The sequence below is a fragment of the Mycobacterium sp. IDUB_36 genome, from assembly GCF_055419225.1.
Map to the genome: position 1 here is coordinate 643,134 of NZ_JBVAXH010000002.1, position 21,804 is coordinate 664,937.

Genomic DNA, 21,804 nt, shown 5'->3' on the forward strand with positions numbered 1-21,804 from the left:
ATGTCAGCAAGCGCCGACGACAAACGAACGCGTATACGGCGTGTCCTAGCGGCGTCCTAGCACTCTCGAACACGCGCCAATACGCACTAGACGGAGCCACAAAGCGACCCTGAGTGCGACCTGCACGGATCCGACCGCAGTAGACAGCGCGTTACCGCCGGCACATACGGTTTCGCACTGGCAGTGGGGGTCAGGGGTTCGAATCCCCTTCGCTGGGCGCGATGGCGGGGTGACCGATCAAGCTGGTCCGGGGAGATTCGATGTAGCGGAGGATCGCCCATTCCGCGAACCACGACGCTAACATCCGTCGTTGGCCTGCCAAGCCGGAAAATGACATGCCCTCGTAGGCCATGGCGAGACCCTCGTGGACAGGCTCGGACCGGAAGTTGTACAGCCTGCCAACCAACTTGCGCCGCAGCGTCCGCGGCAACTTGGTTCCGCGAAGGATGTTGAATGCCTGCTCAAAGTTGCCGTGTTGCACCATCTCGTCGAGGAAATCAGGCATCAACTCGTCGAAGAACTCGATGAATCGCGCCGTCAGACGCTCTGTCTTCCACGGTTGAAACGGGTTGGTCAGGCACTCTGCGGCAACGACAAACAGGATCATCGCGACTTGCTCGCGCTGCTGACGAAGAGCCGAATCGAAAGTCAGTAATGCACCCCGGAAGCGGTCCCAACTTTGCCTGTCCTCGACAGCCAAATGGAGCCTATCGAGAGCTATGCCGTGCCGCGCTAACGTTCCAAGGTTGTCGTCCGCGTCGCGGGTATCTAGTTCTGAGAGCATCTCGGGTTGGGTGGCCTGGACAGGCCAAACGGTAGGCGGCAGGTTCACCGGGCGGCCGAGCGCGAAGGTGCAAATCGCTGCGACAACCTCGGCGATAGCGTGCGCAGCGGGACTGGTGAACGGACCGTGGATCGGGCCCGGGATCGCGACATAGACATCCACTATGGGCGCCGGAAGATTTAGGGCCATCAGTTGCTCAGGCATCCCGCCCTCTGGCACATCTTCGCTGAAGTTGAGCAGAACACCCAAGCCGAGACGCCGCCAACCCAGGATGCGGGTCGCCAGGTGCAATCTCTCCTGTATTCGTGACTGCAACATCGGGTCTGCAAGCCCGAACGGTTCACCTACGAGCCGACACTGATACCAGACGCGACCACCGAAATCGTCTTCAGATTTCAATTCGCGGGAAGCGAGCTCGCCGCTTCGCTCAACGAGCTTGTCGATGTCGTCCTGGCGGCCAGGGTCGCTTGCGACGGCGGTGATCCACGGGGCGGAGTCCAACGGCGTCACAGTGATGTTGAAATTGACGCCATCTTGCGGGCCAATGATGAGCGGGTTCATGGACAGACTCATCTGCGAAACGTCGTATCCGGCCTCGCCTGCAAGGCGAAGCAGCCACGATGCGGTTAACGATTGGCGCTGATCAACGCGGAGCTGCGCGGGCTCTGGGATCGGAGCGCCTGCCGGTGACATCTGTAAACCCTCAATTCATATGCCGCCGCATGAGGGATAGTAGCCCGGATATAGCCCGACCACCTACGAAATACGCTCTGAACTGGCTCCCCCGGGTGGACTCGAACCACCAACCCTCCGGTTAACAGCCGAATGCTCTGCCAATTGAGCTACAGGGGACTGCTTGGTGCCCGCGAGCACAACGGCGCGGACCGAGTGATGACTTTAGCGTACCGGCGCACCCGTGCCCAACCAGACCGATCGCCCGCCGGGGGGCGCCTGCCCGCCGCGATGGGGCAGGATGGTTGTGAACCCATCGAAGTTCGAAGAAGGGACCGTGTTGATCCGCTACGTCGTCGCGCTGGGACTGGGCTATGTGTTGGGTACCAAGGCCGGTCGGCGTCGCTACGAGCAGATCGTCGGCACCTACCGGGCCGTGACCAGTAGCCCCGCCGCCAAATCGGTGATCGACGGGGGCCGCCGCAAAATCGCGAACCGGGTGTCACCCGACGACGGGCGGCTGGTGACGTTGACCGAGATCGACGACAAGACCAGCGTGATCGAGCGGCACGCCCCCAACAACGGGCGCTAAGCGGTGAGGTCGTCGCCGCTGGCCTGTTCGAGCAGACTGCGGCGATAGGCCTCCATCGCCACCAGATCGCCGAACAGCGCGTGATATTCGTCGCTGTGGTCCACCGGTGACATGCGCTGCAGCTTGGACTTCACCTCCGCGATCTGCCGGCCGACCCACACCTCCTGCAGTCGGGCCAGCACCCCGGCGATGTAGCGCGGAAGCTTCTCGTCGTCCTCGATCCGGATGGCCTCGACACCGAGTTCGTTGATCAGTCCGGCGGCTGCGGGCGACAGCGCCTTCTGGCGCACCGCGTCGAGCCACTCGGATCCCCCGACACCCGTCGCGGCACCGCCGGCCGCGTCGATCGCCGTGCACACCGCGGCGTAACCGGGATGGGTGAAGCTCTCGACGGTGAGCGCGTCGAACACCGGCCCGGCCAGGGCGGGATACTGCAGCGCCGATTTCAGCGCCTCGCGCTGCGGCCACAGGGTCGGATCGGTGGGGTTGGGACGGGGAACGACGGGCTTGTCCCCGCCGTCGGTGTTGGGACGACGAAGTTTGTTGCGCCCTTGCGCGGTCGGGTTTTTCGCCTCCTGGCGCACCCGGCCGATGACCTGCGCGACGTCGGGCCAGCCGACCCAGCCGGCCAGTTGGCGGGCGTACTCGTCGCGCAGGGTCGGGTCTTTGATCTGAGCGACGATCGGCACACACAGGCGCAGCGCGGACACCCGGCCCTCGGCGTTGTCGAGGTCGATGTCGTTGAGCGTGGTGCGAATCGCGAACTCGAACAGCGGGGTTCGCCGGGCCACCAGATCGCGCAATGCGCCGTCGCCGGAGGCGAGCCGCAGATCGCAGGGGTCCATGCCGTCGGCCGCGACTGCGACGAACGACTGACCGGCCAGCTGCTGCTCGCCGGAGAAAGCCTTGAGCGCCGCGGCCCGGCCCGCCGCGTCACCGTCGAACACGTAGATCAGCTCGCCGCGAAAGAAGTTGTCGTCCATCATGAGTCGGCGCAGCATCGACAGGTGTTCCTCGCCGAACGCGGTCCCGCAGGACGCCACCGCGGTGGTGACACCGGCCAGATGCATCGCCATCACGTCGGTGTAGCCCTCGACGACGACAGCCTGGTGCCCCTTGGCGATGTTCCGCTTGGCCAGGTCGAGACCGAACAACACCGACGACTTCTTGTACAGCAACGTCTCCGGCGTGTTGACGTACTTGGCTTCCATCGGGTCGTCGTCGAACAACCGCCGCGCACCGAACCCGATCACCTCTCCGGCCGAGGACCGGATCGGCCACAGCAACCGGCGGTGGAACCGGTCCATCGGGCCGCGGCGGCCCTCCCGCGACAGGCCGGCCGCCTCGAGCTCCTTGAACTCGAATCCCTTGCGCAACAGATGCTTTGTCAGCGTGTCCCACCCCGACGGGGCAAAGCCGCAGCCGAAATGATGGGCGACGTCACCGTCGAAATTGCGTTCGGTCAGATACTTGCGGGCCGGCTGGGCCTCCGGTGTCTCCAGCGCCGCCGCGTAGAACACCTGGGCCTCGGCGTTGGCGGCGATGAGCCGGCTGCGACTCCCCCGGTCGCGCTGCACGTTGGTGGCGGCGCCGCCGGTATAGGTGATGGTGTGGCCGACCCGATCGGCCAGCACCTCGACCGCCTCGACGAAGCTGACGTGCTCGATCTTGCGGACGAAGTCATAGACGTCGCCGCCTTCGCCGCAGCCAAAGCAGTGGAACAGACCGTGATTGGGCCGAACATGGAACGACGGCGACTTCTCGTCGTGGAAGGGGCAGAGGCCCTTCATCGAGTCCGCGCCGGCCCGGCGCAGTTGGACGTAGTCGCCGACCACATCCTCGATGCGAACGCGTTCACGGATGGCGGTGACATCGCGATCAGAGATGCGGCCGGCCATCGGGCCAGTGTAGGGCCAGCCCGAAACGGCCCCGCCGGTTTAGCCGGTACCGATGACGCCGCAGGCCAATCGCTTCTCGGCGTCGGGAGCGTGCTCGGCGCCGTGTAGCAGGATCGCCGTCTTGCTACCGGCCAGCAGATCATCTCGGGTGAACGCGTCGGTGGTGGTGACCAGGTAGGCCGCGCCGTCCTGCCGTACCTCCAGTGGGTCGAGATCGCCACTCATCGGCTCGCCGGTGTGCCCGGGCGCCTGAAAGTGCATGCCGGCCGACAGGAAGTCACCCGACTTGCCCGGCTCCATCGGGTCGACCGAGTTCGGCTCGCATTTGCCGACGCCGTGGATGTGCATCTTGTGAAAGCCCGGCGCCAGGATGTGGTCCGCCGTGGTCTTCACGGTGACGGTCGCATACCCGCCGCTGAATTCGAATGTCGCGGTGGCCACCGCACGGCCGTCGGCGGCGTGCAGTTGCGCGGTGAGGGTTTGGCCGCTCGGCGCAGGGGTGCTCGACGAGGTCGCGGTGGACGCGTCCTGGTGCGGGCTACACCCGCTCAACGTGGCGACGGACAGTGCGGCGACGAGAAGGGAGGACTTGACCATGGGCTCCGACAGTAGTCGGGGGCTCACGCCTGGGTGGCGGCGATCCGTTCGAGGCGTCCCTCGGTGCAGGACGCGATCTGGTCGACGATCACCCGCAGCCGCGCGCTGTCGTCGGTGGCGGCGTGGAAGGCCGGCACGAAGATCGGGTCGAGGCTGCTGGGCGCCCCGGCAAGCAGGGCCTGGGCCACCCGGTGAATGCTCTCCCGTTGCCGCTTCTGGATTTCCTGGTGCCGCGGGTCGGACATGATGAATTGCAGCGCAAGCGTTTTGAGCAAGGCGACCTCGGCGCGCACCACCTCCGGAACCGACAGCACGGCCTGATAGCGGGCCAGCGGCCCGGGGCCGGCGTCGGCGCGGGTCGCCGCGATCGCCGCGGACGCGAACCGCCCCACCAACTCACTTGTCATGCGCTTGAGTGACACCGCGGCCGCCAGCGTCGCGTCGTACTTGCCGACCGCGGCGACCGCCGGCAGGGTCGCCAGCCGATGTGCGGCCGCGATCAGATCGTCGGCACGAACTCCGGCGAAGTCCCGCTCGCCGAGCGTGGCCAGTGCGGCTGCTTCGTCGTCGTCGGCGAGGACCCGGAGATCGATCCGGCCGGAGACGACGCCGTCCTCGACGTCGTGCACCGAGTAGGCGACATCGTCGGCCCAGTCCATCACCTGGGCCTCCAGGCAGGGCTGACCCGAGGGCGCGCCGTCGCGCATCCAGCCCGCGGCGGCGCGGTCGACGTCATAGAAGCCGAACTTGCGCCGATGCGGTTCACGCGCCCAGGGATATTTGGTGACGGCGTCCAGCGCCGCTCGGGTCAAATTGAGCCCGACGCTGTGTCCTTGTCCGTCAAGAACTTTGGGCTCCAGCTTGGTCAGGATGCGGAAGTTCTGCGCGTTCCCCTCGAAACCGCCGTGCGCGGCCGCGACCTCGTCGAGCGCCTGCTCGCCGTTGTGCCCGTAGGGCGGATGCCCGATGTCGTGGGCCAGGCCGGCCATGTCGACCAGGTCGGGATCGCAGCCCAGCCCGATCGCCATCCCCCGCCCGATCTGAGCGACCTCCAGCGAGTGCGTCAACCGGGTGCGTGGGGTGTCTCCCTCCCGCGGGCCGACGACCTGGGTCTTGTCCGCCAGCCGGCGCAGTGCCGCGCAGTGCAGAACCCTGGCGCGGTCGCGGGCGAAATCGGTGCGACGCTGACCCTCGGTACCCGGCAGGCCGGCGGTCTTGGGAGCCTCCGGCACCACCCGCTGGCGGTCGAGATCGTCGTAGGGGTCTTGCGGCGTCATCGACGCACAGTCTGCCAGTGAGATCGATCGCGCTGGGAGCCGAATCCCCACGGGGCTAGATTGGCGGACATGAGCACCCTCCGCCGCTTGGTCGCCGTGTTCATGGCGATGCTGATCACCGCGCTCACCATCGCGCCCTCGGCCACCGCCCAGCCACCCTTCCGACTGTCCGGTTACATCACCGACACCGTCGGGGCCCTGAGCCCGGATGGCCGCTCCGCCGTCGAATCCGCCAGCGGAAAGTTGTACTCCGACCGTCGTATTCAGCTGTGGGTGGTGTACGTCGACACCTTCTTCGGGCGGTCGGCGGTCGACTGGGCGGACAGCACCCGAAGCGTGAGCGACCTCGGCGACTTCGACGCGGTTCTGGCCGTGGCGACCGTTGACCACTCCTACGCGTTCCGGATTCCGAACCGGGTGAAGACGATCGACGCGGGCCAGGTCGACGAGCTGCGGCGCAACCAGATCGAGCCCGCGCTGCGCCGTGGCGACTGGAGCGGGGCCGCGGTCGCGGCGGCCAACGGCCTGGACCGCGACCAGAAGTCGGGAAGCTCGGCACCGCTGCTGATCGGCCTGGGCGTCATCCTGGTCGCGGTGGCGGCGTTGTACGTGGTCACCCGCTGGCGCCGTCGTCGACGCCGGACCGCCGAATTGGCCGCGGCCAAGCGGGTCGACGCCACCGACCCCGACGCGCTGGCGAGCCTGTCGCTGGGCGCACTCGACGACCTGTCCCGGTGGAAGGTGGTCGACGTCGACAACGCGGTGCGCACCAGCGCCAACGAGCTGGCACTGACGATCGAGGAGTTCGGCGAGCAGCGGACCCAGCCGTTCACCCGCGCGGTCGACGCCGCCAAAGCGGCGTTGGCCCAGGCATTCAGCGTGCGCCAGCAACTCGACGACGCGATCCCCGAGACCCGGCAACGCCGGCGCGAACTGCTGACCGAGGTGATCGTGGCCGCCGCGCGCGCCGATCGCGAGCTGGAGTCGCAACGGGAGGACTTCGAGGAGATGCGCGACCTGGTGGTCAACGCGCCGTCGCGGCTGGACGCGCTCACCCAGCAGGTCGTCGACCTCACCGCGCGGCTCGACCCGGCCGACCAGCGGATGACCGAGCTGCACAACGAATTCGACGCCGCCGCGCTGGCCTCGGTGGCCACCAACGTCACGACCGCCAGGGATCGCCTGACGTTCGCCGAACAGAATCTAGGCCACGCCCGCGAGAAAGCGGCCAAGCCGGTCAGCGGTGAGCAGAGTGCCCTCGTCGACGCCGTGCGTGCCGCGGAATCATCGCTGGGACAAGCACGTTCACTGCTCGACGCGGTCGACAGCGCCGCCAACGACATCCGGCACGCCGTCGCGGCGCTGCCGTCGCTGACCGCCGACGTCACGTCCGGCATCGAACACGCCGACACCACCCTGCGGAGCGCGCAGAAGACCAAAACCCCGCACCTGCGCGAGCTGTCCGGGGCCCGCGACGCCGCCGCCCGGGCTCTCGACGCCGCCCGCACCAGCGGCTCCGGGGACCCTCTCGCGTCGTTCACCGCACTGACCAAGGCCGACGCCGACCTGAATCGGCTGCTGGCCACGGTTGCCGAGGAGCAGGCGACCGCGCAGCGGCTCGGCCGAACCCTGGAGCAGACGCTGTTCACCGCGCAGTCGCGGGTGCACGCGGTCTCGGAGTACATCGACAACCGGCGGGGCAGCATCGGGCCCGAAGCGCGGACTCGACTCTCGGAGGCGAGTCGGGAGATCGACGCCGCACACGACACCGAGTCCGCCGATCTGAACGTAGCGATCGCCCACGCCAACAAGGCGGCATCGCTGGCCGCCCAAGCGCAATCGCTGGCCGAGACCGACGTGCAATCCGCGCAGCAGGCCTACACGTCGCGCTACGGCGGCGGCGACCACACCGGTGCGGTGCTCGGCGGCATCATCATCGGCGACATGCTCGGCGGCGGCGGTTTCGGTGGCGGTGGCTTCGGTGGCGGCGGCTGGGGCCCGACGTCATTCGGCGGTTCGGGCTCGTCCGACGGCGGCTTCATGGGCGGCGGCGGGCGGTTCTGAGCCGGGCCACTGCCCTGAGCATGGTGGACGCGGCAGCTCACCACGCCCTAGTGAGCCGCCGCGTCGACTTACCGATGATATTAAACGGGTGACCAATAGGGTAGGGGTTTGCGAAATTTAGTCCGCCCCGGTTCGGCCCGGGTTCCGGGCCGAGGATTTAGCAGCCTCGCAACCGCGAACTGAGATAGTCGAGCACCCCGTCGATCGCCACCCGCTCCTGCGTCATCGCATCGCGTTCGCGGATCGTGACGGCATGGTCGTCGAGGGAGTCGAAGTCCAGCGTCACGCAGTAGGGCGTACCGATCTCGTCCTGGCGCCGGTAGCGGCGACCGATCGCGCCGGCGTCGTCGAAGTCGACGTTCCAGCACGTGCGCAATTCGGCGGCCAGGTCGCGGGCCTTCGGGCTCAGGTCGGCATGCCGCGACAGCGGCAGCACCGCGGCCTTCACCGGCGCCAGCCGCGGGTCGAGCCGCAACACGGTTCGTTTGTCCACCCCGCCTTTGGCATTCGGCGCTTCGTCCTCGTGATACGCGTCGATCAGGAAGGCCATGAACGAGCGGGTGAGCCCGGCCGCCGGCTCGATCACGTACGGCGTGTAGCGGGTGTCGTTGGCCTGGTCGTAGTACGACAGGTCGACGCCAGAATGCTTTGAGTGCGTGGACAAGTCGAAGTCGGTGCGGTTCGCGATGCCTTCGAGCTCACCCCACGGGTTGCCGGAGAAGCCGAACTTGTACTCGATGTCGACGGTGCGGTCGGAGTAGTGCGAGAGCTTTTCGGGCGCGTGCTCGTAGAGCCGCAGATTCTCCGGGTTGATGCCGAGATCGACGTACCACTGCTGACGGGTGTCGATCCAGTACTGATGCCATTCCTTGGCGGTCGACGGCTCGACGAAGAACTCCATCTCCATCTGCTCGAACTCACGGGTGCGGAAGATGAAGTTGCCGGGCGTGATCTCGTTGCGAAAGCTCTTGCCGATCTGGCCGATGCCGAACGGCGGCTTGCGCCGCGACGTGGTGACCACGTTGGCGAAGTTCACGAAGATGCCCTGCGCGGTCTCGGGCCGCAGGTAGTGCAACCCCTCCTCGGTCTCGATCGGACCGAGGTAGGTCTTGAGCATCATGTTGAAGTCGCGCGGCTCGGTCCACTGGCCCTTGGTACCGCAGTCCGGGCAGACGATCTCGCTCATCGGCACCGAGTCCGGATCGCCACCCTTCTTCAGGGCGTAAGCCTCCTGCATGTGGTCCTGGCGGTGCCGCTTGTGGCAGTTCAGGCACTCCACCAGCGGGTCGTTGAACACCTCGACATGGCCCGAGGCCACCCACACCGCGCGCGGCAGGATGATCGACGAGTCCAGGCCCACGACGTCGTCGCGGCCGGTGACGACCGAGCGCCACCACTGCCGCTTGACGTTCTCCTTGAGTTCCACGCCCAGCGGACCGTAGTCCCACGCCGATTTGGTGCCGCCGTAGATCTCACCGGCGGGATAGACCAGGCCACGCCGTTTGGCGAGGTTGACGACGGTGTCGATGACGGACGCCACGAGGTGCGGTCTCCTGAATGTCGTTGTGCATGGACGATCCGTCATCGTAGCGATCCCCGCCGCGCTCTTTGACATGCGTGGTTATGCATGTGACAGTGGAGGCAGCATGCCTCTCTCATCCCCCACCGCAGCTGACGGCGACGAACTGGTCAGCGAGCACCAGCACAGCGACGCCGCGGAACTGCCGTCGCCGCCACCGCGGGACATCCTCGACGCCGCCGGCGAGCTGTTGCGCGCGCTGGCCGCGCCGGTGCGGATCGCGATCGTGCTTCAGCTGAACGTGTCCCAGCGTTGCGTGCACGAGTTGGTCGACGCACTCGGCGTCCCGCAGCCGCTGGTGAGCCAGCACCTGAAGATCCTCAAGGCCGCGGGCGTGGTCGCCGGGGAGCGGTCCGGACGCGAGGTGCTCTACCGACTGGCCGACCACCACCTGGCGCACATCGTGGTCGACGCCGTCGCGCACGCCGGGGAGGACAAATGACCACCGGCACCGGGGCCGGCGTCCGCGCCACGCGACAGCGAGCCGCGATCGCGGAGCTGCTCGACACCCTCGACGAGTTCCGCTCGGCCCAGGAATTGCACGACGAACTACGCCAGCGTGGCGAGAACATCGGGCTGACCACCGTCTACCGGACCCTGCAGTCGATGGCCTCAGCGGGCCTGCTCGACACGCTGCGCAACGACACCGGCGAGTCGGTCTATCGCCGTTGTTCCGATCACCACCACCACCACTTGGTGTGCCGCAACTGCGGATCCACCGTCGAGGTGGGCGATCACGAGGTCGAAGCGTGGGCCGCCGAAGTCGCCACCAAGCACGGTTTCTCCGACGTCAGTCACACCATCGAGATCTACGGCACCTGCTCGGACTGCGGCTAACCCGTCAGTGCGCGGCGTATTTCGGCGCCTTTGTCGAGCACCATCAGGACGAGCGTACGTAGCGCATCGTCGTTGAGGCCGTTTCCGGGAAAGTTGTAGCGCAGCACCACATCCGCGGCCTTGCCCGGCTTCTCCGCCAGCGTCACCGATCCCAGCAGCGTAGTACGCGACTGGTCGGCGACGACGTCGCGAATCTTCTTGCGCAGCGCCAGATCCCACGCCACCATCTGGGTCAACGAGACCAGGTCGAGGTCTTCGTTGATCGGCACCACCCGCAACGAGGCGATGGTGCCGCCGTGATGCACGGTCAGCGCGCCGTCCGGTTCGGCATCGGTCGGCAGCACCTCGGAGAGCACGGCGAGCAGCCGTTCCGGCAGAGACGCCATCACGCCGTCCCGAATCGTCGATGCCGCAACGCATACTCCTCGCAGGCCGCCCACAAGTTGCGGCGATCGTAATCGGGCCAGAGCGTGTCCTGGAAGATGTACTCCGCGTAGGCGGCTTGCCACAGCATGAAGTTGCTGGTCCGCTGCTCCCCCGACGTGCGCAACAGCAGATCGACGTCGGGGATGTCCGGGCGGTGCAGGTGCCGGGCGATGGTCGCCTCGTTGACCCGGTCCGGGTTCAGCCTGCCCGCTGCCGCCTCACGCGCGATATCCCTTGCCGCTTCGGCGATTTCGGTGCGGCCACCGTAGTTGACGCAGTAGTTGACCGTGATCACGTCGTTCTTCAGGGTCAGTTCCTCGGCGACCGCCAGCTCGTTGATGACGCTGCGCCACAACCTCGGCCGCGAGCCCACCCACCGGATCTTGACGCCCATTTCGTTGAGGTTCACCCGGCGCCGTCGCACCACGTCGCGGTTGAAGCCCATCAGGAAGCGGACCTCGTCGGCCGAACGCTTCCAGTTCTCGGTGGAGAAGGCATACAGGCTGAGCCACTTGATGCCCATTTCGATTGCCCCGCAGACGATGTCGATGACGACGGCCTCGCCCATCTTGTGGCCTTCCACCCGGGGCAGACCGCGCTGGGTGGCCCAGCGGCCGTTGCCGTCCATCACGATCGCGACGTGATTGGGTAACTGCTCCAGGGGTATCGCCGGGGCCGACGCTTTGGAGATGTGCTGCGGCGGCCGGAGCGGCCCACCGTCGGGCGCGGGCGGCAACTCCGGAAAGACCACCGGCCACGTCGAGGTGTCCGGGAACACCGGGTAGTCATCGGGGGCCGGGGCGAGCTGGGGGAAGTCGGACTTCCGCTTGCGCTCAGCCCTCCGCTCTGAGCGGCTCACCCGGCTCGTCTCCATGCGCCACATCCTGCCTGACCAGAGCGACCCGGCGGTCGAGCAGGCTCTGATCGATCACCTCGACGCGCCGGATCCGCTCGACCAGCGGCAGGGTGCGCAACTGCCGCTCCAGATGCCACTGCAGGTGAGCGGCCACCAATCCGCTGACGTGGCTGCGAGCTGATTGTGGTGCGCCCTCGGTGGCCTCCCAGTCGCCGTCGCGCAGGGCGGCCATCAGGTCCAGCACGCCCAGCGGCGGTGTCGTCGCGCCGGGTGGGCGGCAGAAGCCGCACACGCTGCCGCCCGCGGCGACGTGAAATGCCCGGTGCGGGCCGGGCGTGGCGCAACGCGCGCATTCGGTCAGCGCCGGGGCCCACCCGGCAATGCCCATGGCCCGCAGCAGATACGCGTCCAACACCAACTCGCGGGGCCGGCTGCCGTCGGCGACCGCGCGCAGCGCGCTGACCGTGAGCCGGTGCAGCTCCGGCGCCGGTGCCCGCTCCTCGCCGGCGAGTCGCTCGGCGGTTTCCAGCATCGCGCACGCGCTGGTGTAGCGGCCGTAGTCGCTGACGATGTCGGTGGCGAACGCGTCGAGTGAGACCACCTGCGTGACGATGTCGAGGTTGCGGCCCGGATGCAGCTGGACGTCGATGTGCGCGAACGGCTCCAATCGCGCGCCGAACTTGCTGCGGGTACGGCGAACACCCTTGGCCACCGCGCGAACCAGCCCGTGGTCGCGGGTGAGCAAAGTGACGATCCGGTCGGCTTCGCCGAGCTTGTGCTGGCGCAGCACGACCGCCCGGTCCCGGTACAGCCGCATAGGTATCAGTTTGGCACCAGGTTGCGACGGGGCCCCGGACGCGCGCCGATAATGTCGGTACCGATGAGTAACTCCGCCGATCGCCGTTTCCCCACGCTGACCGACCAGCTGTATCAGCTGGCCAGTGGTGAGGTCACCTCCGACGAGCTGGTCCGTCGCTCTCTGCACGCCATCGAGTCCAGCCAGCCGACGCTGAACGCGTTCCGCGTGGTGCTCACCGAGTCGGCGCTGGCCGCCGCCGCCAGGGCCGATCGGCGCCGCGCCGACGGTGACCAGGCGCCGCTGCTCGGTGTGCCGATCGCGGTCAAGGACGACGTCGACGTCGCCGGCCAGCCGACCTACTTCGGCACGTCCGGCCACGTCCAGCCGGCCACCCAGGACGCCGAGGTGGTGCGCCGGCTGAAGGCCGCCGGCGCGGTGATCGTCGGCAAGACCAACACCTGCGAACTGGGCCAGTGGCCGTTCACCAGCGGCCCCGCATTCGGCCACACCCGCAACCCGTGGTCGCGCCGGCACACTCCGGGCGGTTCATCCGGCGGCAGCGCGGCCGCGGTGTCCGCCGGGCTGGTCACCGCGGCGATCGGCTCCGACGGGGCGGGCAGCGTGCGCATTCCCGCGGCGTGGACCCATCTGGTCGGCATCAAGCCTCAGCGTGGCCGCATCTCGACGTGGCCGCTGCGCGAGGCGTTCAACGGGATCACCGTCAACGGGGTGCTGGCCCGCACGGTCGCCGACGCGGCGCTGGTGCTCGACGCGGCGTCCGGCAACGTCGACGGCGATCTGCACAAGCCGCCGCCGGTGACGGTCTCCGATCACGTCGGCATCGCGCCCGGCTCGCTGCGCATCGCGTTGTCGACCCGGTTCCCGTTCACCGCTTTTCCGGCCCGCCTAAATCCCGAGATCGAGGCGGCGCTGGAATCGGTGGGCGATCAGCTCCGGCTACTCGGCCACACCGTGGTCGACGGAAACCCCGACTACGGGCTGCGGCTGTCGTGGAACTTCCTGTCGCGGTCCACATCCGGACTGCTGGATTGGGCCGAGCGATTGGGCGACGGTGTCGAATTCGATCGCCGGACGCTGTCCAACATGCGGATGGGCCGGCTTCTCTCGCAGCAGATCCTGCGCGCCGCCCGGGCCGGCGAGGCCGCCAACCAGCGGCGGGTGGGCTCGATTTTCCGCATCGTCGACGTGGTGCTGGCACCGACGACCGCGCTGCCGCCCCCGCTCGCCGAGTCCTTCGACAAGCTGGGCGGACTGGGCACCGACCGCGCGATGATCGCGGCCTGCCCGGTGACCTGGCCGTGGAATGTGCTGGGGTGGCCGTCGATCAACGTGCCGGCCGGTTTCACGTCCGAGGGCCTGCCGATCGGTGTGCAGCTGATGGGGCCGGCCAACAGCGAGCCGTTGCTGGTGTCGCTGGCGGCCGAACTGGAGGCGCTGGGCGGCTGGGCGGCCAAACAGCCGACGGTCTGGTGGGACGCCGAGACCGAGGCGGTGCGGTAGCCGCGTCAGAAGCCCAGTCGACCAAGCTGTTTCGGGTCGCGCTGCCAGTTCTTGGCCACCTTGACCCGCAGCTCGAGGTAGACCTTGGTGCCCAGCAGCTTCTCGATCTGACCGCGCGCGACCGTGCCCACTTCACGCAACCTCGCCCCGCCCTTGCCGATCACGATGCCCTTCTGGCTGTCACGCTCGACGTAGAGCAGCGCATGCACGTCGATCAGGTCGTCGCGGCCGTCGCGCGGATTGATCTCGTCGATCACCACCGCCAACGAGTGCGGCAGTTCGTCGCGGACACCTTCGAGTGCGGCCTCCCGGATGAACTCGGCCATCAGGACTTCTTCGGGCTCGTCGGTCAGCTCACCGTCGGGGTAGTACGGCGGACCGGGCGGCAACGCGGCAGCCAGCACACCGATCAACAGGTCGACCTGTTCACCGGTGGTCGCCGACACCGGAACGACCTCGGCGTCGGGGCCCACCAATTCGCTGACCGCGAACAGTTGCGCGGCCAGCTTGTCCTTGGACACCCGGTCGATCTTGGTGACGATGGCCACCAAAGTCGTTCGGGGAGCGGTGGATCGGACCTGCTCGACGATCCACCTGTCCCCCGGACCGATCGCCTCGTCCGCTGGGATGCAGAGACCGATCGCGTCGACCTCGCTGTAGGTGTCGCGAACCAGATCGTTGAGCCGCTTGCCGAGCAGGGTGCGCGGTCGATGCAGACCCGGCGTGTCGACCAGGATGATCTGGAAGTCGTCGCGGTGCACGATGCCCCGGATGGTGTGCCGGGTGGTCTGCGGGCGGTTCGACGTGATCGCGACCTTCGAGCCGACCAGCGCATTGGTCAGCGTCGACTTGCCGGTGTTGGGCCGGCCGATGAAACAGACGAAACCGGAACGGAATTCGGTCATCGGACACCGTTGGTGTCGACGCGGCGGAGCAGAACGGTACCGATCCGGACCCGGCCGCGGTGGTCGGGCCCACCCTCGGCGTGCAGCAGCAGGCCGTGCGACTCCACCTCGGAACCCGGCAGCGGCACCCGTCCCAGCTCCAGAGCCAGCAGGCCACCGACGGTGTCCACGTCGAGATCCTCCTCGAACTCCAGCCCGTACAGTTCACCGACGTCTTCGATCGGCAACCGGGCCGACACCCGGAACTGGTTGTCGCCCAACTCTTCTACAGGAGCCACCTCGGCGGCGTCGTACTCGTCGGCGATCTCGCCCACGATCTCCTCGAGCACATCCTCGATGGTCACCAGGCCCGCGATCGCGCCGTATTCGTCCACCAGCAATGTCATGTGGTTGCGGTCGCGCTGCATCTCCCGCAGCAACTGATCGAGCGGCTTGGAGTCCGGGACGAACACCGCCGGGCGCATCACCTCCGTCACGGCGGTCTCGCGTCCGCTCGCCGACGAGTAATACGCTTGCTGCACACAGTCTTTCAGGTACACCACGCCGACGATGTCGTCGACGTTCTCGCCGATCACCGGAATGCGGGAGTGCCCACTGCGGACCGCCACGGACGTCGCCTCGGCGGCGGACTTGTCGTGCTCGATCCAGATCATCTCGGTGCGCGGCACCATCACCTCACGGGCCGGCGTATCGCCGAGTTCGAACACCGACTCGATCATCCGGCGCTCGTCGGCGGCGACCACGCCGCGTTGCTGCGCGAGGTCCACGACTTCGCGCAACTCGATCTCCGAGGAGAACGGACCGTTGCGGAAGCCGCGACCGGGCGTCAACATGTTTCCCAACACCACCAGCACCCGGCTGATCGGGGTCAGCAGAACCGAAATCGCCTGCAGCGGAAGGGCGGAAACCAGAGCGATGGAGTAGGCGTTCTGGCGTCCCAGCGTCCTGGGCCCGACACCGATGACGACGAAGCTGACCACCACCATCACCACCGCGGCGATGAACAGACCCCAGTCGCGGCTCACCTGTCGATAGCAGAACTGCGCCAGCAGCACGGTCGCGCTGATCTCGCAGACGATCCGCAGCAGCACCACCAGGTTGATGTAACGGGGCCGGTCGGTCATCACCCCGGCCAGTCGGACCGCGCCCGGCCGCTCGTCGCGGACCATCTCCTGCACCCGCGCCATCGACACCGTGCTGATCGCCGCGTCGATGGCCGCGAACACGCTACCCAGAGAGATCAGCAGGATCGCGCCGAACAGCGAAGCGAAACTGTTCAATGGTCGAAATACCTTGATTTGTCCAGCAATCGCTGGTCTCGCTCGTGCTGGCGTTGCTGGCGGTAGAACTCGACCTGGTCGGCGACCCACTCCTCCAACAAGCGGCGCTGCAGGCCGAACATCTCTTTTTCTTCGTCCGGCTCGCCGTGGTCGTAGCCGAGCAGATGCAGCACGCCGTGAATGGTCAACAGCGCCAACTCATGTCCCAGCGAATGACCGGCCGTCGCGGCCTGTTCGGCGGCGAACTCGGGACACAATACGATGTCGCCGAGCATGGCCGGGCCGGGTTCCGGCGCATCGGGGCGCCCGCCGGGTTCGAGCTCGTCCATCGGAAAGCTCATCACATCGGTTGGCCCGGGCAAGTCCATCCAGCGCATGTGCAGGTCGGCCATCGCCGCGGTGTCCAGCAGCACCATCGACAGCTCGGCGGCCGGATTGACGTCCATCTGGGCGATGACAAACTTTGCGACGCTGATCAATTCGGATTCGGAGACGTCGATCCCGGATTCGTTGGCGACCTCGATCGTCATACAGTCACCGGCGACCCGTGCCGCGACGCCCGGCGCGGTTCATCGTCAGCCCGGGCTGTTCGTGTCGGGCATAGGCGTCCACGATTTCGGAGACCAGCCGGTGGCGCACCACGTCGGCGCTGGTGAGCTCCGAGATGTGGATGTCGTCGATCCCATCCAGGATGTCGACGGCCGCCCGCAGCCCCGACCGGTGGTTGCCGGGTAGATCGATCTGCGTGACATCGCCGGTGACAACGACTTTGGAACCGAACCCCAGGCGGGTGAGGAACATCTTCATCTGCTCGGCGGTGGTGTTCTGCGCCTCGTCGAGAATGATGAACGCGTCGTTGAGGGTTCTACCCCGCATGTAAGCCAGCGGCGCGACCTCGATCACGCCCGACGACATCAGCTTCGGGATGAGCTCGGGGTCCATCATGTCGTGCAGCGCATCGTAGAGCGGACGCAGATAGGGATCGATCTTCTCACTCAGCGTGCCGGGCAGAAAGCCAAGGCGCTCACCGGCTTCCACCGCCGGGCGGGTCAAGATGATCCGGCCGACCTGCTTGGTCTGCAGTGCGTTGACCGCCTTGGCCATGGCCAGGTAGGTCTTGCCGGTGCCGGCCGGTCCGATCCCGAACACGATGGTGTGGTTGTCGATCGCGTCGACGTAGCGTTTCTGGTTGAGCGTCTTGGGCCGGATCGTCTTACCGCGACGCGACAGAATGTCCAGCGTGAGCACTTCGGCCGGCGACTCGTTGCCGGTACCCACGATCATCGCGACGCTGCGCCGCACGCCGTCCGGGGTGAGCGCCTGGCCACCCGCGACGATCGCGATCAGTTCGGAGAGCACCCGTTCGGCGAGCGCGACGTCGGCCGGCTGACCGGACAGCGTCACAGCGTTGCCGCGGACATGTAGGTCGGCGGTCAGAAGTCGTTCGAGGGCGCGCAGGTTCTCGTCGGCGGAGCCAAGCAGGCCCATGACGAGGTCGGGCGGAACATCGATACTGCTGCGAACCGACGATGCGGACGGACCAGCAGTGTTGGTCTCGCGGGGCGACACGATGGGTTCTTAAGCCTGCTTTCTGTGGTCTGTCCAGCGGGTTAGCGACTCGAGTCTACCGCCGGTGGGTTGGCCAAACCACTGGTTAGCCGTCGTCGCCCAGCGACCATCGCGACGTCAGCGCACCCAGCGCGCCCAGCGCCACGGCGGCCGCGGTCGACGTGCGCAACACCGTCGGGCCCAGCCGCACGGCGCGTGCACCCGCGGCGACGAGCGCGGCCAGCTCGTCAGGTGCGATGCCGCCCTCGGGGCCGACCAGCAGCATCACCGACGTCGCCTGCGCCAGGCTCACCGCCGTCAGCGGCGCCTCGGCCGATTCGTGCAACGCCAGCACGACGCCGCCGGACGCCGTCGTCTCGCCGACCCGGGTGGCCAGGGCGGCGGTCGACAGCACACCGTCGACGGTCGGAATGTAGGCGCGGCGCGACTGCTGGGCAGCCGCGCGGGCGACCGCCCGCCAGCGCCGAAGCCCCTTCTCGGCGCGGGCCCCGTCCCAGCGGGCCACGCACCGCGCCGCCTGCCAGGCCAGCAGCGCGTCGGTGCCGGCCTCGGTGGCCAGCTCGACGGCCAGCTCGGAACGCTCGGATTTGGGCAGCGCCTGGACCACCGTGACCGGCGGGAGTGCCGGCGCGACCTGACTGCGCTCGATCACCCGGGCCCGCAGACCGTCGCGGGTCGCCTCTTCGACGGTGCAGCGGGCCACCCCGCCGGCGCCGTCGCCGAGAATCAGTTCCTCGCCGACCCGGATGCGCCGCACGGTGGCGGCGTGGAACCCCTCGTCGCCGTCGAGGACAACCGGCTCACCGCTGCCGGGCAGCGCGTCGACGTAGAACAGGCCGGGCAATTAGCGCCCGGTGAAGGTTTCGCGCAGCCGGCTGAACAGTCCGCCACCGTTGCTGGCGGCGGTGTGCGTCGAGCGGACCTCGGTGACATCGCGGCTGCGCCGGCTCTTGAACTCGCGCAGCAGGTCCGCGTCTTGATGGTCGAGCCGCTCCGGGACCACCACGTCGACGTGGACGTGCAGGTCGCCGCGCACACCCGAGCGCAGATGCGGCATGCCGTGGCCACGCCGCGTCGTCACCGAGCCGGGCTGGGTTCCGGCTGGGATGGTGATCTCGGTCAGGCCGTCGATGATCGCGTCGACGGTCACCGTGGTGCCCAGGGCCGCATCGACCATCGGCACCGAGATCGTGCAGTGCAGGTCGTCGCCGTCACGCACGAAGATGTCATGCGGCTGCTCGTGGATCTCGACGTACAGGTCGCCGGCCGGTCCCCCGCCGGGCCCCACTTCGCCCTGCGCCGCCAGGCGAACCCGCATGCCGTCACCCACGCCGGCGGGGATCTTCACCGCGATCTCCCGGCGGGCCTGCACCCGTCCGTCGCCACCGCACTGATGGCAGGGGTCGGGAATGACCTCCCCGACGCCGCGGCAGGTGGGGCACGGTCGGGCCGTCATGACCTGGCCGAGCAGGGAACGCTGGACGGTCTGCACCTCGCCGCGGCCGCCACAGGTGTCGCAGGACACCGGCTTCGAGTCGCCGTTGGTGCCTTTGCCCTGGCAGCGATCGCACAGCACCGCGGTGTCGACGGTGACCTGCTTGCTGACGCCGGTGGCGCATTCGGTCAGGTCGAGCCGCATCCGCAGCAGCGAGTCCGAACCCGGCCGAACCCGTCCGACCGGACCCCGCGACGTCGTGCCGCCGCCGAAGAATGCCTCGAAAACGTCACCCAGACCGCCGAACCCGCCGAATCCGCCGCCACCCGCCGCGGCATTCTCCAGCGGATCGCCGCCCAGGTCGACGATGCGTCGCTTCTCGGGGTCGGACAGCACCTCGTAGGCGACGCTGATCTCCTTGAACTTCGCCTGCGCGGCCTCGTCGGGGTTGACGTCGGGATGCAGTTCGCGCGCCAGCTTTCGATACGCCCGCTTGAGCTCCGAGTCGCTGGCGTTCTTGCCCACGCCGAGCAGACCGTAATAGTCGCGTGCCACGCTCCGACCTTCCTGAAGTTTCCTGGGTTCTCAGACCCAGATCGACCGCGAGAAAACGGTCATTACTGAATTGTGCCTGGAATGCCGGCTCATCGTGTGCCCAGCACTTCGCCGATGTAGAGAGCAACCGCAGCGACACTAGCCATAGTTCCCGGATAGTCCATCCGGGTGGGCCCCAGTACGCCCATGCCGCCGTAGACGGTGTCCAGGGTGCCGTAGGTGGTGGACACCACCGACGTGCCCATCATCTGCTCGGCCTCGGTCTCGTGTCCGATGCGGACTGTGACTTTGCCGGCCTCCTGCTGCGCGGCCAGCAGCTTGAGGACGACGACCTGTTCCTCGAGTGCCTCCAGGATCGAACGCAACGACCCGCCGAAGTCGGCGGTGTTGCGGGTCAGGTTGGCGGTGCCGCCCAACAGCAACCGCTCCTCGGTGTGCTCGACCAAGGACTCGAGCAGCACGGTAGCCGAGCGGCCCACCGCGTCGCTGAGGCTCTTCGACTGGCCTCCGCGACCGTCGAGCTGGGCGGCCAGGTCGGCGACAGCCACCGATGCCGCCGAGAGTTTCTGGCCGTCCAGTGCTTGGCCGAGTATCTCCCGCAGCTGCGAGAGCTGGTGTTCGTCGATGACGTCGCCGAGTTCGACGACGCGCTGGTCCACCCGTCCGGTGTCGGTGATCACCACCATCAGCAGCCGGGCCGGGGTCAGCGCGATCACCTCCAGGTGCCGCACTCTCGACGTCGACAGCGTCGGGTACTGCACGACCGCGACCTGCCGAGTCAGCTGGGCCAACAGCCGCACGGCGCGGCGCAGCACGTCGTCGAGGTCGACCCCGGACTCCAGGAAGCTCTGGATGGCCCGCCGCTCGGCGATCGACATCGGTTTGACGTCGTCGAGGCGGTCGACGAATTCGCGGTAGCCCTTCTCCGTGGGCACCCGCCCGGAGCTGGTGTGTGGCTGGGTGATGTAACCCTCGGCCTCCAGCACGGCCATGTCGTTGCGCACCGTCGCCGAGGACACCCCGAGGTTGTGCCGATCGACGAGCGACTTCGAACCGATCGGTTCCTTGGTGGCTACGAAGTCGGCGACGATCGCGCGCAGCACCTGGAATCGGCGCTCATCGGCACTTCCCATCGGCGATCGTTCCTCCTAACCTCCGACCAGTTTACGGGGATCACCAGCAAGTACCCTGTGCTGCATGGCCGCATCGGAGAGCATCACACCGAAAACGAGCCTCAGGTGATCTTCAAGGGCGTGCGCGACGGCAAGCCGTACCCCGACCACGGCCTGTCCTACCGGGACTGGTCGCGGATTCCGCCACGGCAGATCCGGCTCGACGAACTGGTCACCACCACCACGGTGCTGGCCCTGGATCGCCTGCTCTCAGAGGACTCGACCTTCTACGGCGATCTCTTCCCGCACGCGGTGAAGTGGAAGGGCGTGTGCTACCTCGAGGAAGGCGTGCACCACGCGGTGCGTTCGGCGTTGCGGAACCGCACCGTGCTGCACGCGCGGCTGCTCGACCTGGACGCCGTCACCCAGCGCCCCGACCAGGCCTAGGGCTTAGTCGTTGGTGATGGCCGTTGCGGCCTGCACCAGGGCCAGCGCAGCGTCGTGCTGCAGCACCCAGGTACCACCCTGGTCGATGAACACAAGGTTCTTCTCGACCGGGCCGGCGAACCTGGGACCGGTGATGGCGACGTCGGCCTTCACCGTGTTGGGCGCCACCGACTCGATGTTGCTGACCGCGAACTGCTCCGGAAAGTTGCCGTGCCGGTAGGCCTGGCGTAGGTCGTGGTCGGCGACGTGACCCTCGTTGGGCGGGATTCCGTTTTCGACCAGTCCGACCTTCGTCTCATAACCCACGCCGGGGTCGGTGACCCGATTGCACAGGTCCGACAGCTGCTGCGGGCTGGGCAGCGCCTGCTGGCCGGGCGGGTCGAGTGGCACGTCGAACACGACGGGCGCGACCTGCGGCGCCGGGGCGCCAGCTACGGCCAGCGACGTCGCACCCGCTGTGGCGGCTCCCACGGCGGCGACGGCGGCCACCCCGGTGGCGAACATTTTCAGAGTCATCGTTGTCCCTTCGATTTGGACCTGAGCATCAGTGTCATTCTGCTGCTCACCGCGCGACCGGCGGCGAGCGGGCCTGCCTGGCG

General features: G+C 67.7%; 22 protein-coding genes and 1 tRNA gene. 6 read left to right on the top strand and 17 right to left on the bottom strand.

The window, feature by feature from the left end:
• Positions 1–190 precede the first annotated feature (190 nt).
• Entirely contained in the window at positions 191–1,345 is a 1,155-nt protein-coding gene (locus ACZYW1_RS21385; protein ID WP_463788458.1) for a hypothetical protein, read from the bottom strand.
• Positions 1,346–1,560: 215 nt separating this feature from the next.
• Positions 1,561–1,636: transfer RNA gene (locus ACZYW1_RS21390), tRNA-Asn, on the bottom strand.
• A gap of 160 nt (positions 1,637–1,796) precedes the next feature.
• On the opposite strand from ACZYW1_RS21390, the gene ACZYW1_RS21395 reads away from it, so the two are divergent.
• Entirely contained in the window at positions 1,797–2,048 is a 252-nt protein-coding gene (locus ACZYW1_RS21395; protein WP_463788830.1) for a hypothetical protein, read from the top strand.
• On the opposite strand, the gene dnaG is transcribed toward ACZYW1_RS21395, so the two are convergent.
• From dnaG to ACZYW1_RS21410, 3 genes are read right to left on the bottom strand one after another with little or no spacing between them, the layout of a single operon-like run.
• Positions 2,045–3,946, bottom strand: a complete 1,902-nt coding sequence (gene dnaG, locus ACZYW1_RS21400; protein ID WP_463788459.1) for a DNA primase — start codon at positions 3,944–3,946, stop codon at positions 2,045–2,047. The two genes, ACZYW1_RS21395 and dnaG, sit on opposite strands and share 4 nt — an antisense overlap.
• A gap of 39 nt (positions 3,947–3,985) precedes the next feature.
• Positions 3,986–4,543, bottom strand: a complete 558-nt coding sequence (locus ACZYW1_RS21405) for a superoxide dismutase family protein (RefSeq protein WP_463788460.1) — start codon at positions 4,541–4,543, stop codon at positions 3,986–3,988.
• Between the two features lie 23 nt (positions 4,544–4,566).
• Positions 4,567–5,820 (bottom strand): deoxyguanosinetriphosphate triphosphohydrolase, encoded by a 1,254-nt coding sequence (locus ACZYW1_RS21410; protein ID WP_463788461.1) that lies wholly within the window; start codon positions 5,818–5,820, stop codon positions 4,567–4,569.
• A gap of 69 nt (positions 5,821–5,889) precedes the next feature.
• Here ACZYW1_RS21410 and ACZYW1_RS21415 point away from each other — a divergent pair, with 69 nt between their 5' ends.
• Positions 5,890–7,884, top strand: coding sequence for a TPM domain-containing protein (locus tag ACZYW1_RS21415; RefSeq protein ID WP_463788462.1), 1,995 nt, complete (start codon positions 5,890–5,892; stop codon positions 7,882–7,884).
• Between the two features lie 157 nt (positions 7,885–8,041).
• Here the strand turns inward: ACZYW1_RS21415 and ACZYW1_RS21420 are convergent, their stop codons facing one another.
• Positions 8,042–9,469, bottom strand: a complete 1,428-nt coding sequence (locus ACZYW1_RS21420; RefSeq protein ID WP_463788463.1) for a glycine--tRNA ligase — start codon at positions 9,467–9,469, stop codon at positions 8,042–8,044.
• A gap of 61 nt (positions 9,470–9,530) precedes the next feature.
• On the opposite strand from ACZYW1_RS21420, the gene ACZYW1_RS21425 reads away from it, so the two are divergent.
• Both ACZYW1_RS21425 and ACZYW1_RS21430 read left to right on the top strand, forming a co-directional pair.
• A complete protein-coding gene (locus ACZYW1_RS21425; protein ID WP_463788464.1) occupies positions 9,531–9,905 on the top strand; it encodes an ArsR/SmtB family transcription factor in 375 nt (124 codons plus the stop codon).
• On the top strand, positions 9,902–10,300 hold the full coding sequence (locus tag ACZYW1_RS21430) for a Fur family transcriptional regulator (RefSeq protein ID WP_463788465.1): 399 nt from the start codon (positions 9,902–9,904) through the stop codon (positions 10,298–10,300). The genes ACZYW1_RS21425 and ACZYW1_RS21430 overlap by 4 nt, the downstream gene beginning before the upstream one ends.
• Here the strand turns inward: ACZYW1_RS21430 and ACZYW1_RS21435 are convergent.
• The 3 genes from ACZYW1_RS21435 to recO are packed head-to-tail and all read right to left on the bottom strand — an operon-like array spanning position 10,297 to position 12,399.
• Positions 10,297–10,686, bottom strand: a complete 390-nt coding sequence (locus tag ACZYW1_RS21435; protein ID WP_463788466.1) for a hypothetical protein — start codon at positions 10,684–10,686, stop codon at positions 10,297–10,299. The genes ACZYW1_RS21430 and ACZYW1_RS21435 overlap by 4 nt on opposite strands.
• Positions 10,686–11,600 carry a decaprenyl diphosphate synthase gene (locus tag ACZYW1_RS21440; RefSeq protein ID WP_463788467.1) on the bottom strand — a complete coding sequence of 305 codons (915 nt, stop codon included), beginning with the start codon at positions 11,598–11,600 and terminating at the stop codon, positions 10,686–10,688. Before ACZYW1_RS21440 ends, ACZYW1_RS21435 begins: the two co-directional genes overlap by 1 nt.
• Complete coding sequence (recO, locus tag ACZYW1_RS21445; RefSeq protein WP_463788468.1) at positions 11,560–12,399, bottom strand: DNA repair protein RecO; 840 nt, start codon at positions 12,397–12,399, stop codon at positions 11,560–11,562. The genes ACZYW1_RS21440 and recO overlap by 41 nt, the downstream gene beginning before the upstream one ends.
• 63 nt (positions 12,400–12,462) lie before the next feature.
• Here recO and ACZYW1_RS21450 point away from each other — a divergent pair, with 63 nt between their 5' ends.
• Complete coding sequence (locus tag ACZYW1_RS21450; protein WP_463788469.1) at positions 12,463–13,902, top strand: amidase; 1,440 nt, start codon at positions 12,463–12,465, stop codon at positions 13,900–13,902.
• A gap of 5 nt (positions 13,903–13,907) precedes the next feature.
• Here the strand turns inward: ACZYW1_RS21450 and era are convergent, their stop codons facing one another.
• From era to hrcA, 7 genes are all read right to left on the bottom strand, one after another.
• The gene (gene era / locus ACZYW1_RS21455) at positions 13,908–14,807 is read right to left on the bottom strand and encodes a GTPase Era (RefSeq protein WP_463788470.1); all 900 of its coding nucleotides are present in this window, start codon (positions 14,805–14,807) and stop codon (positions 13,908–13,910) included.
• On the bottom strand, positions 14,804–16,087 hold the full coding sequence (locus ACZYW1_RS21460) for a hemolysin family protein (RefSeq protein WP_463788471.1): 1,284 nt from the start codon (positions 16,085–16,087) through the stop codon (positions 14,804–14,806). Before ACZYW1_RS21460 ends, era begins: the two co-directional genes overlap by 4 nt.
• Positions 16,084–16,617, bottom strand: coding sequence for an rRNA maturation RNase YbeY (gene ybeY, locus ACZYW1_RS21465; protein ID WP_463788472.1), 534 nt, complete (start codon positions 16,615–16,617; stop codon positions 16,084–16,086). Before ybeY ends, ACZYW1_RS21460 begins: the two co-directional genes overlap by 4 nt.
• A 4-nt stretch (positions 16,618–16,621) precedes the next feature.
• Positions 16,622–17,656 carry a PhoH family protein gene (locus tag ACZYW1_RS21470; RefSeq protein ID WP_463788473.1) on the bottom strand — a complete coding sequence of 345 codons (1,035 nt, stop codon included), beginning with the start codon at positions 17,654–17,656 and terminating at the stop codon, positions 16,622–16,624.
• An 85-nt stretch (positions 17,657–17,741) separates the two neighbouring features.
• The gene (locus ACZYW1_RS21475) at positions 17,742–18,500 is read right to left on the bottom strand and encodes a 16S rRNA (uracil(1498)-N(3))-methyltransferase (RefSeq protein WP_463788474.1); all 759 of its coding nucleotides are present in this window, start codon (positions 18,498–18,500) and stop codon (positions 17,742–17,744) included.
• A complete protein-coding gene (gene dnaJ / locus ACZYW1_RS21480) occupies positions 18,501–19,646 on the bottom strand; it encodes a molecular chaperone DnaJ (RefSeq protein WP_463788475.1) in 1,146 nt (381 codons plus the stop codon).
• Between the two features lie 89 nt (positions 19,647–19,735).
• Positions 19,736–20,779, bottom strand: coding sequence for a heat-inducible transcriptional repressor HrcA (gene hrcA, locus ACZYW1_RS21485; RefSeq protein WP_463788476.1), 1,044 nt, complete (start codon positions 20,777–20,779; stop codon positions 19,736–19,738).
• A 105-nt stretch (positions 20,780–20,884) separates the two neighbouring features.
• Here hrcA and ACZYW1_RS21490 point away from each other — a divergent pair, with 105 nt between their 5' ends.
• Positions 20,885–21,205, top strand: a complete 321-nt coding sequence (locus ACZYW1_RS21490) for a type II toxin-antitoxin system VapB family antitoxin (RefSeq protein ID WP_463788477.1) — start codon at positions 20,885–20,887, stop codon at positions 21,203–21,205.
• Positions 21,206–21,208: 3 nt separating this feature from the next.
• Here ACZYW1_RS21490 and ACZYW1_RS21495 read toward each other — a convergent pair whose 3' ends face one another.
• Entirely contained in the window at positions 21,209–21,721 is a 513-nt protein-coding gene (locus ACZYW1_RS21495) for an MTB12 family secreted protein (protein WP_463788478.1), read from the bottom strand.
• Between the last annotated feature and the right edge of the window lie 83 nt (positions 21,722–21,804).

What these genes read in the sequence shown, in the direction of transcription:
- ACZYW1_RS21385 (WP_463788458.1), bottom strand. Translation starts at nt 1,345, where the DNA reads ATGAACCCGCTCATCATTGGCCCGCAAGATGGCGTCAATTTCAACATC.
- dnaG (WP_463788459.1), bottom strand. Translation starts at nt 3,946, where the DNA reads ATGGCCGGCCGCATCTCTGATCGCGATGTCACCGCCATCCGTGAACGC.
- ACZYW1_RS21405 (WP_463788460.1), bottom strand. Translation starts at nt 4,543, where the DNA reads ATGGTCAAGTCCTCCCTTCTCGTCGCCGCACTGTCCGTCGCCACGTTG.
- ACZYW1_RS21410 (WP_463788461.1), bottom strand. Translation starts at nt 5,820, where the DNA reads ATGACGCCGCAAGACCCCTACGACGATCTCGACCGCCAGCGGGTGGTG.
- ACZYW1_RS21415 (WP_463788462.1), top strand. Translation starts at nt 5,890, where the DNA reads ATGAGCACCCTCCGCCGCTTGGTCGCCGTGTTCATGGCGATGCTGATC.
- ACZYW1_RS21420 (WP_463788463.1), bottom strand. Translation starts at nt 9,469, where the DNA reads ATGACGGATCGTCCATGCACAACGACATTCAGGAGACCGCACCTCGTG.
- ACZYW1_RS21425 (WP_463788464.1), top strand. Translation starts at nt 9,531, where the DNA reads ATGCCTCTCTCATCCCCCACCGCAGCTGACGGCGACGAACTGGTCAGC.
- ACZYW1_RS21430 (WP_463788465.1), top strand. Translation starts at nt 9,902, where the DNA reads ATGACCACCGGCACCGGGGCCGGCGTCCGCGCCACGCGACAGCGAGCC.
- ACZYW1_RS21435 (WP_463788466.1), bottom strand. Translation starts at nt 10,686, where the DNA reads ATGGCGTCTCTGCCGGAACGGCTGCTCGCCGTGCTCTCCGAGGTGCTG.
- ACZYW1_RS21440 (WP_463788467.1), bottom strand. Translation starts at nt 11,600, where the DNA reads ATGGAGACGAGCCGGGTGAGCCGCTCAGAGCGGAGGGCTGAGCGCAAG.
- recO (WP_463788468.1), bottom strand. Translation starts at nt 12,399, where the DNA reads ATGCGGCTGTACCGGGACCGGGCGGTCGTGCTGCGCCAGCACAAGCTC.
- ACZYW1_RS21450 (WP_463788469.1), top strand. Translation starts at nt 12,463, where the DNA reads ATGAGTAACTCCGCCGATCGCCGTTTCCCCACGCTGACCGACCAGCTG.
- era (WP_463788470.1), bottom strand. Translation starts at nt 14,807, where the DNA reads ATGACCGAATTCCGTTCCGGTTTCGTCTGTTTCATCGGCCGGCCCAAC.
- ybeY (WP_463788472.1), bottom strand. Translation starts at nt 16,617, where the DNA reads ATGACGATCGAGGTCGCCAACGAATCCGGGATCGACGTCTCCGAATCC.
- hrcA (WP_463788476.1), bottom strand. Translation starts at nt 20,779, where the DNA reads ATGGGAAGTGCCGATGAGCGCCGATTCCAGGTGCTGCGCGCGATCGTC.
- ACZYW1_RS21495 (WP_463788478.1), bottom strand. Translation starts at nt 21,721, where the DNA reads ATGACTCTGAAAATGTTCGCCACCGGGGTGGCCGCCGTCGCCGCCGTG.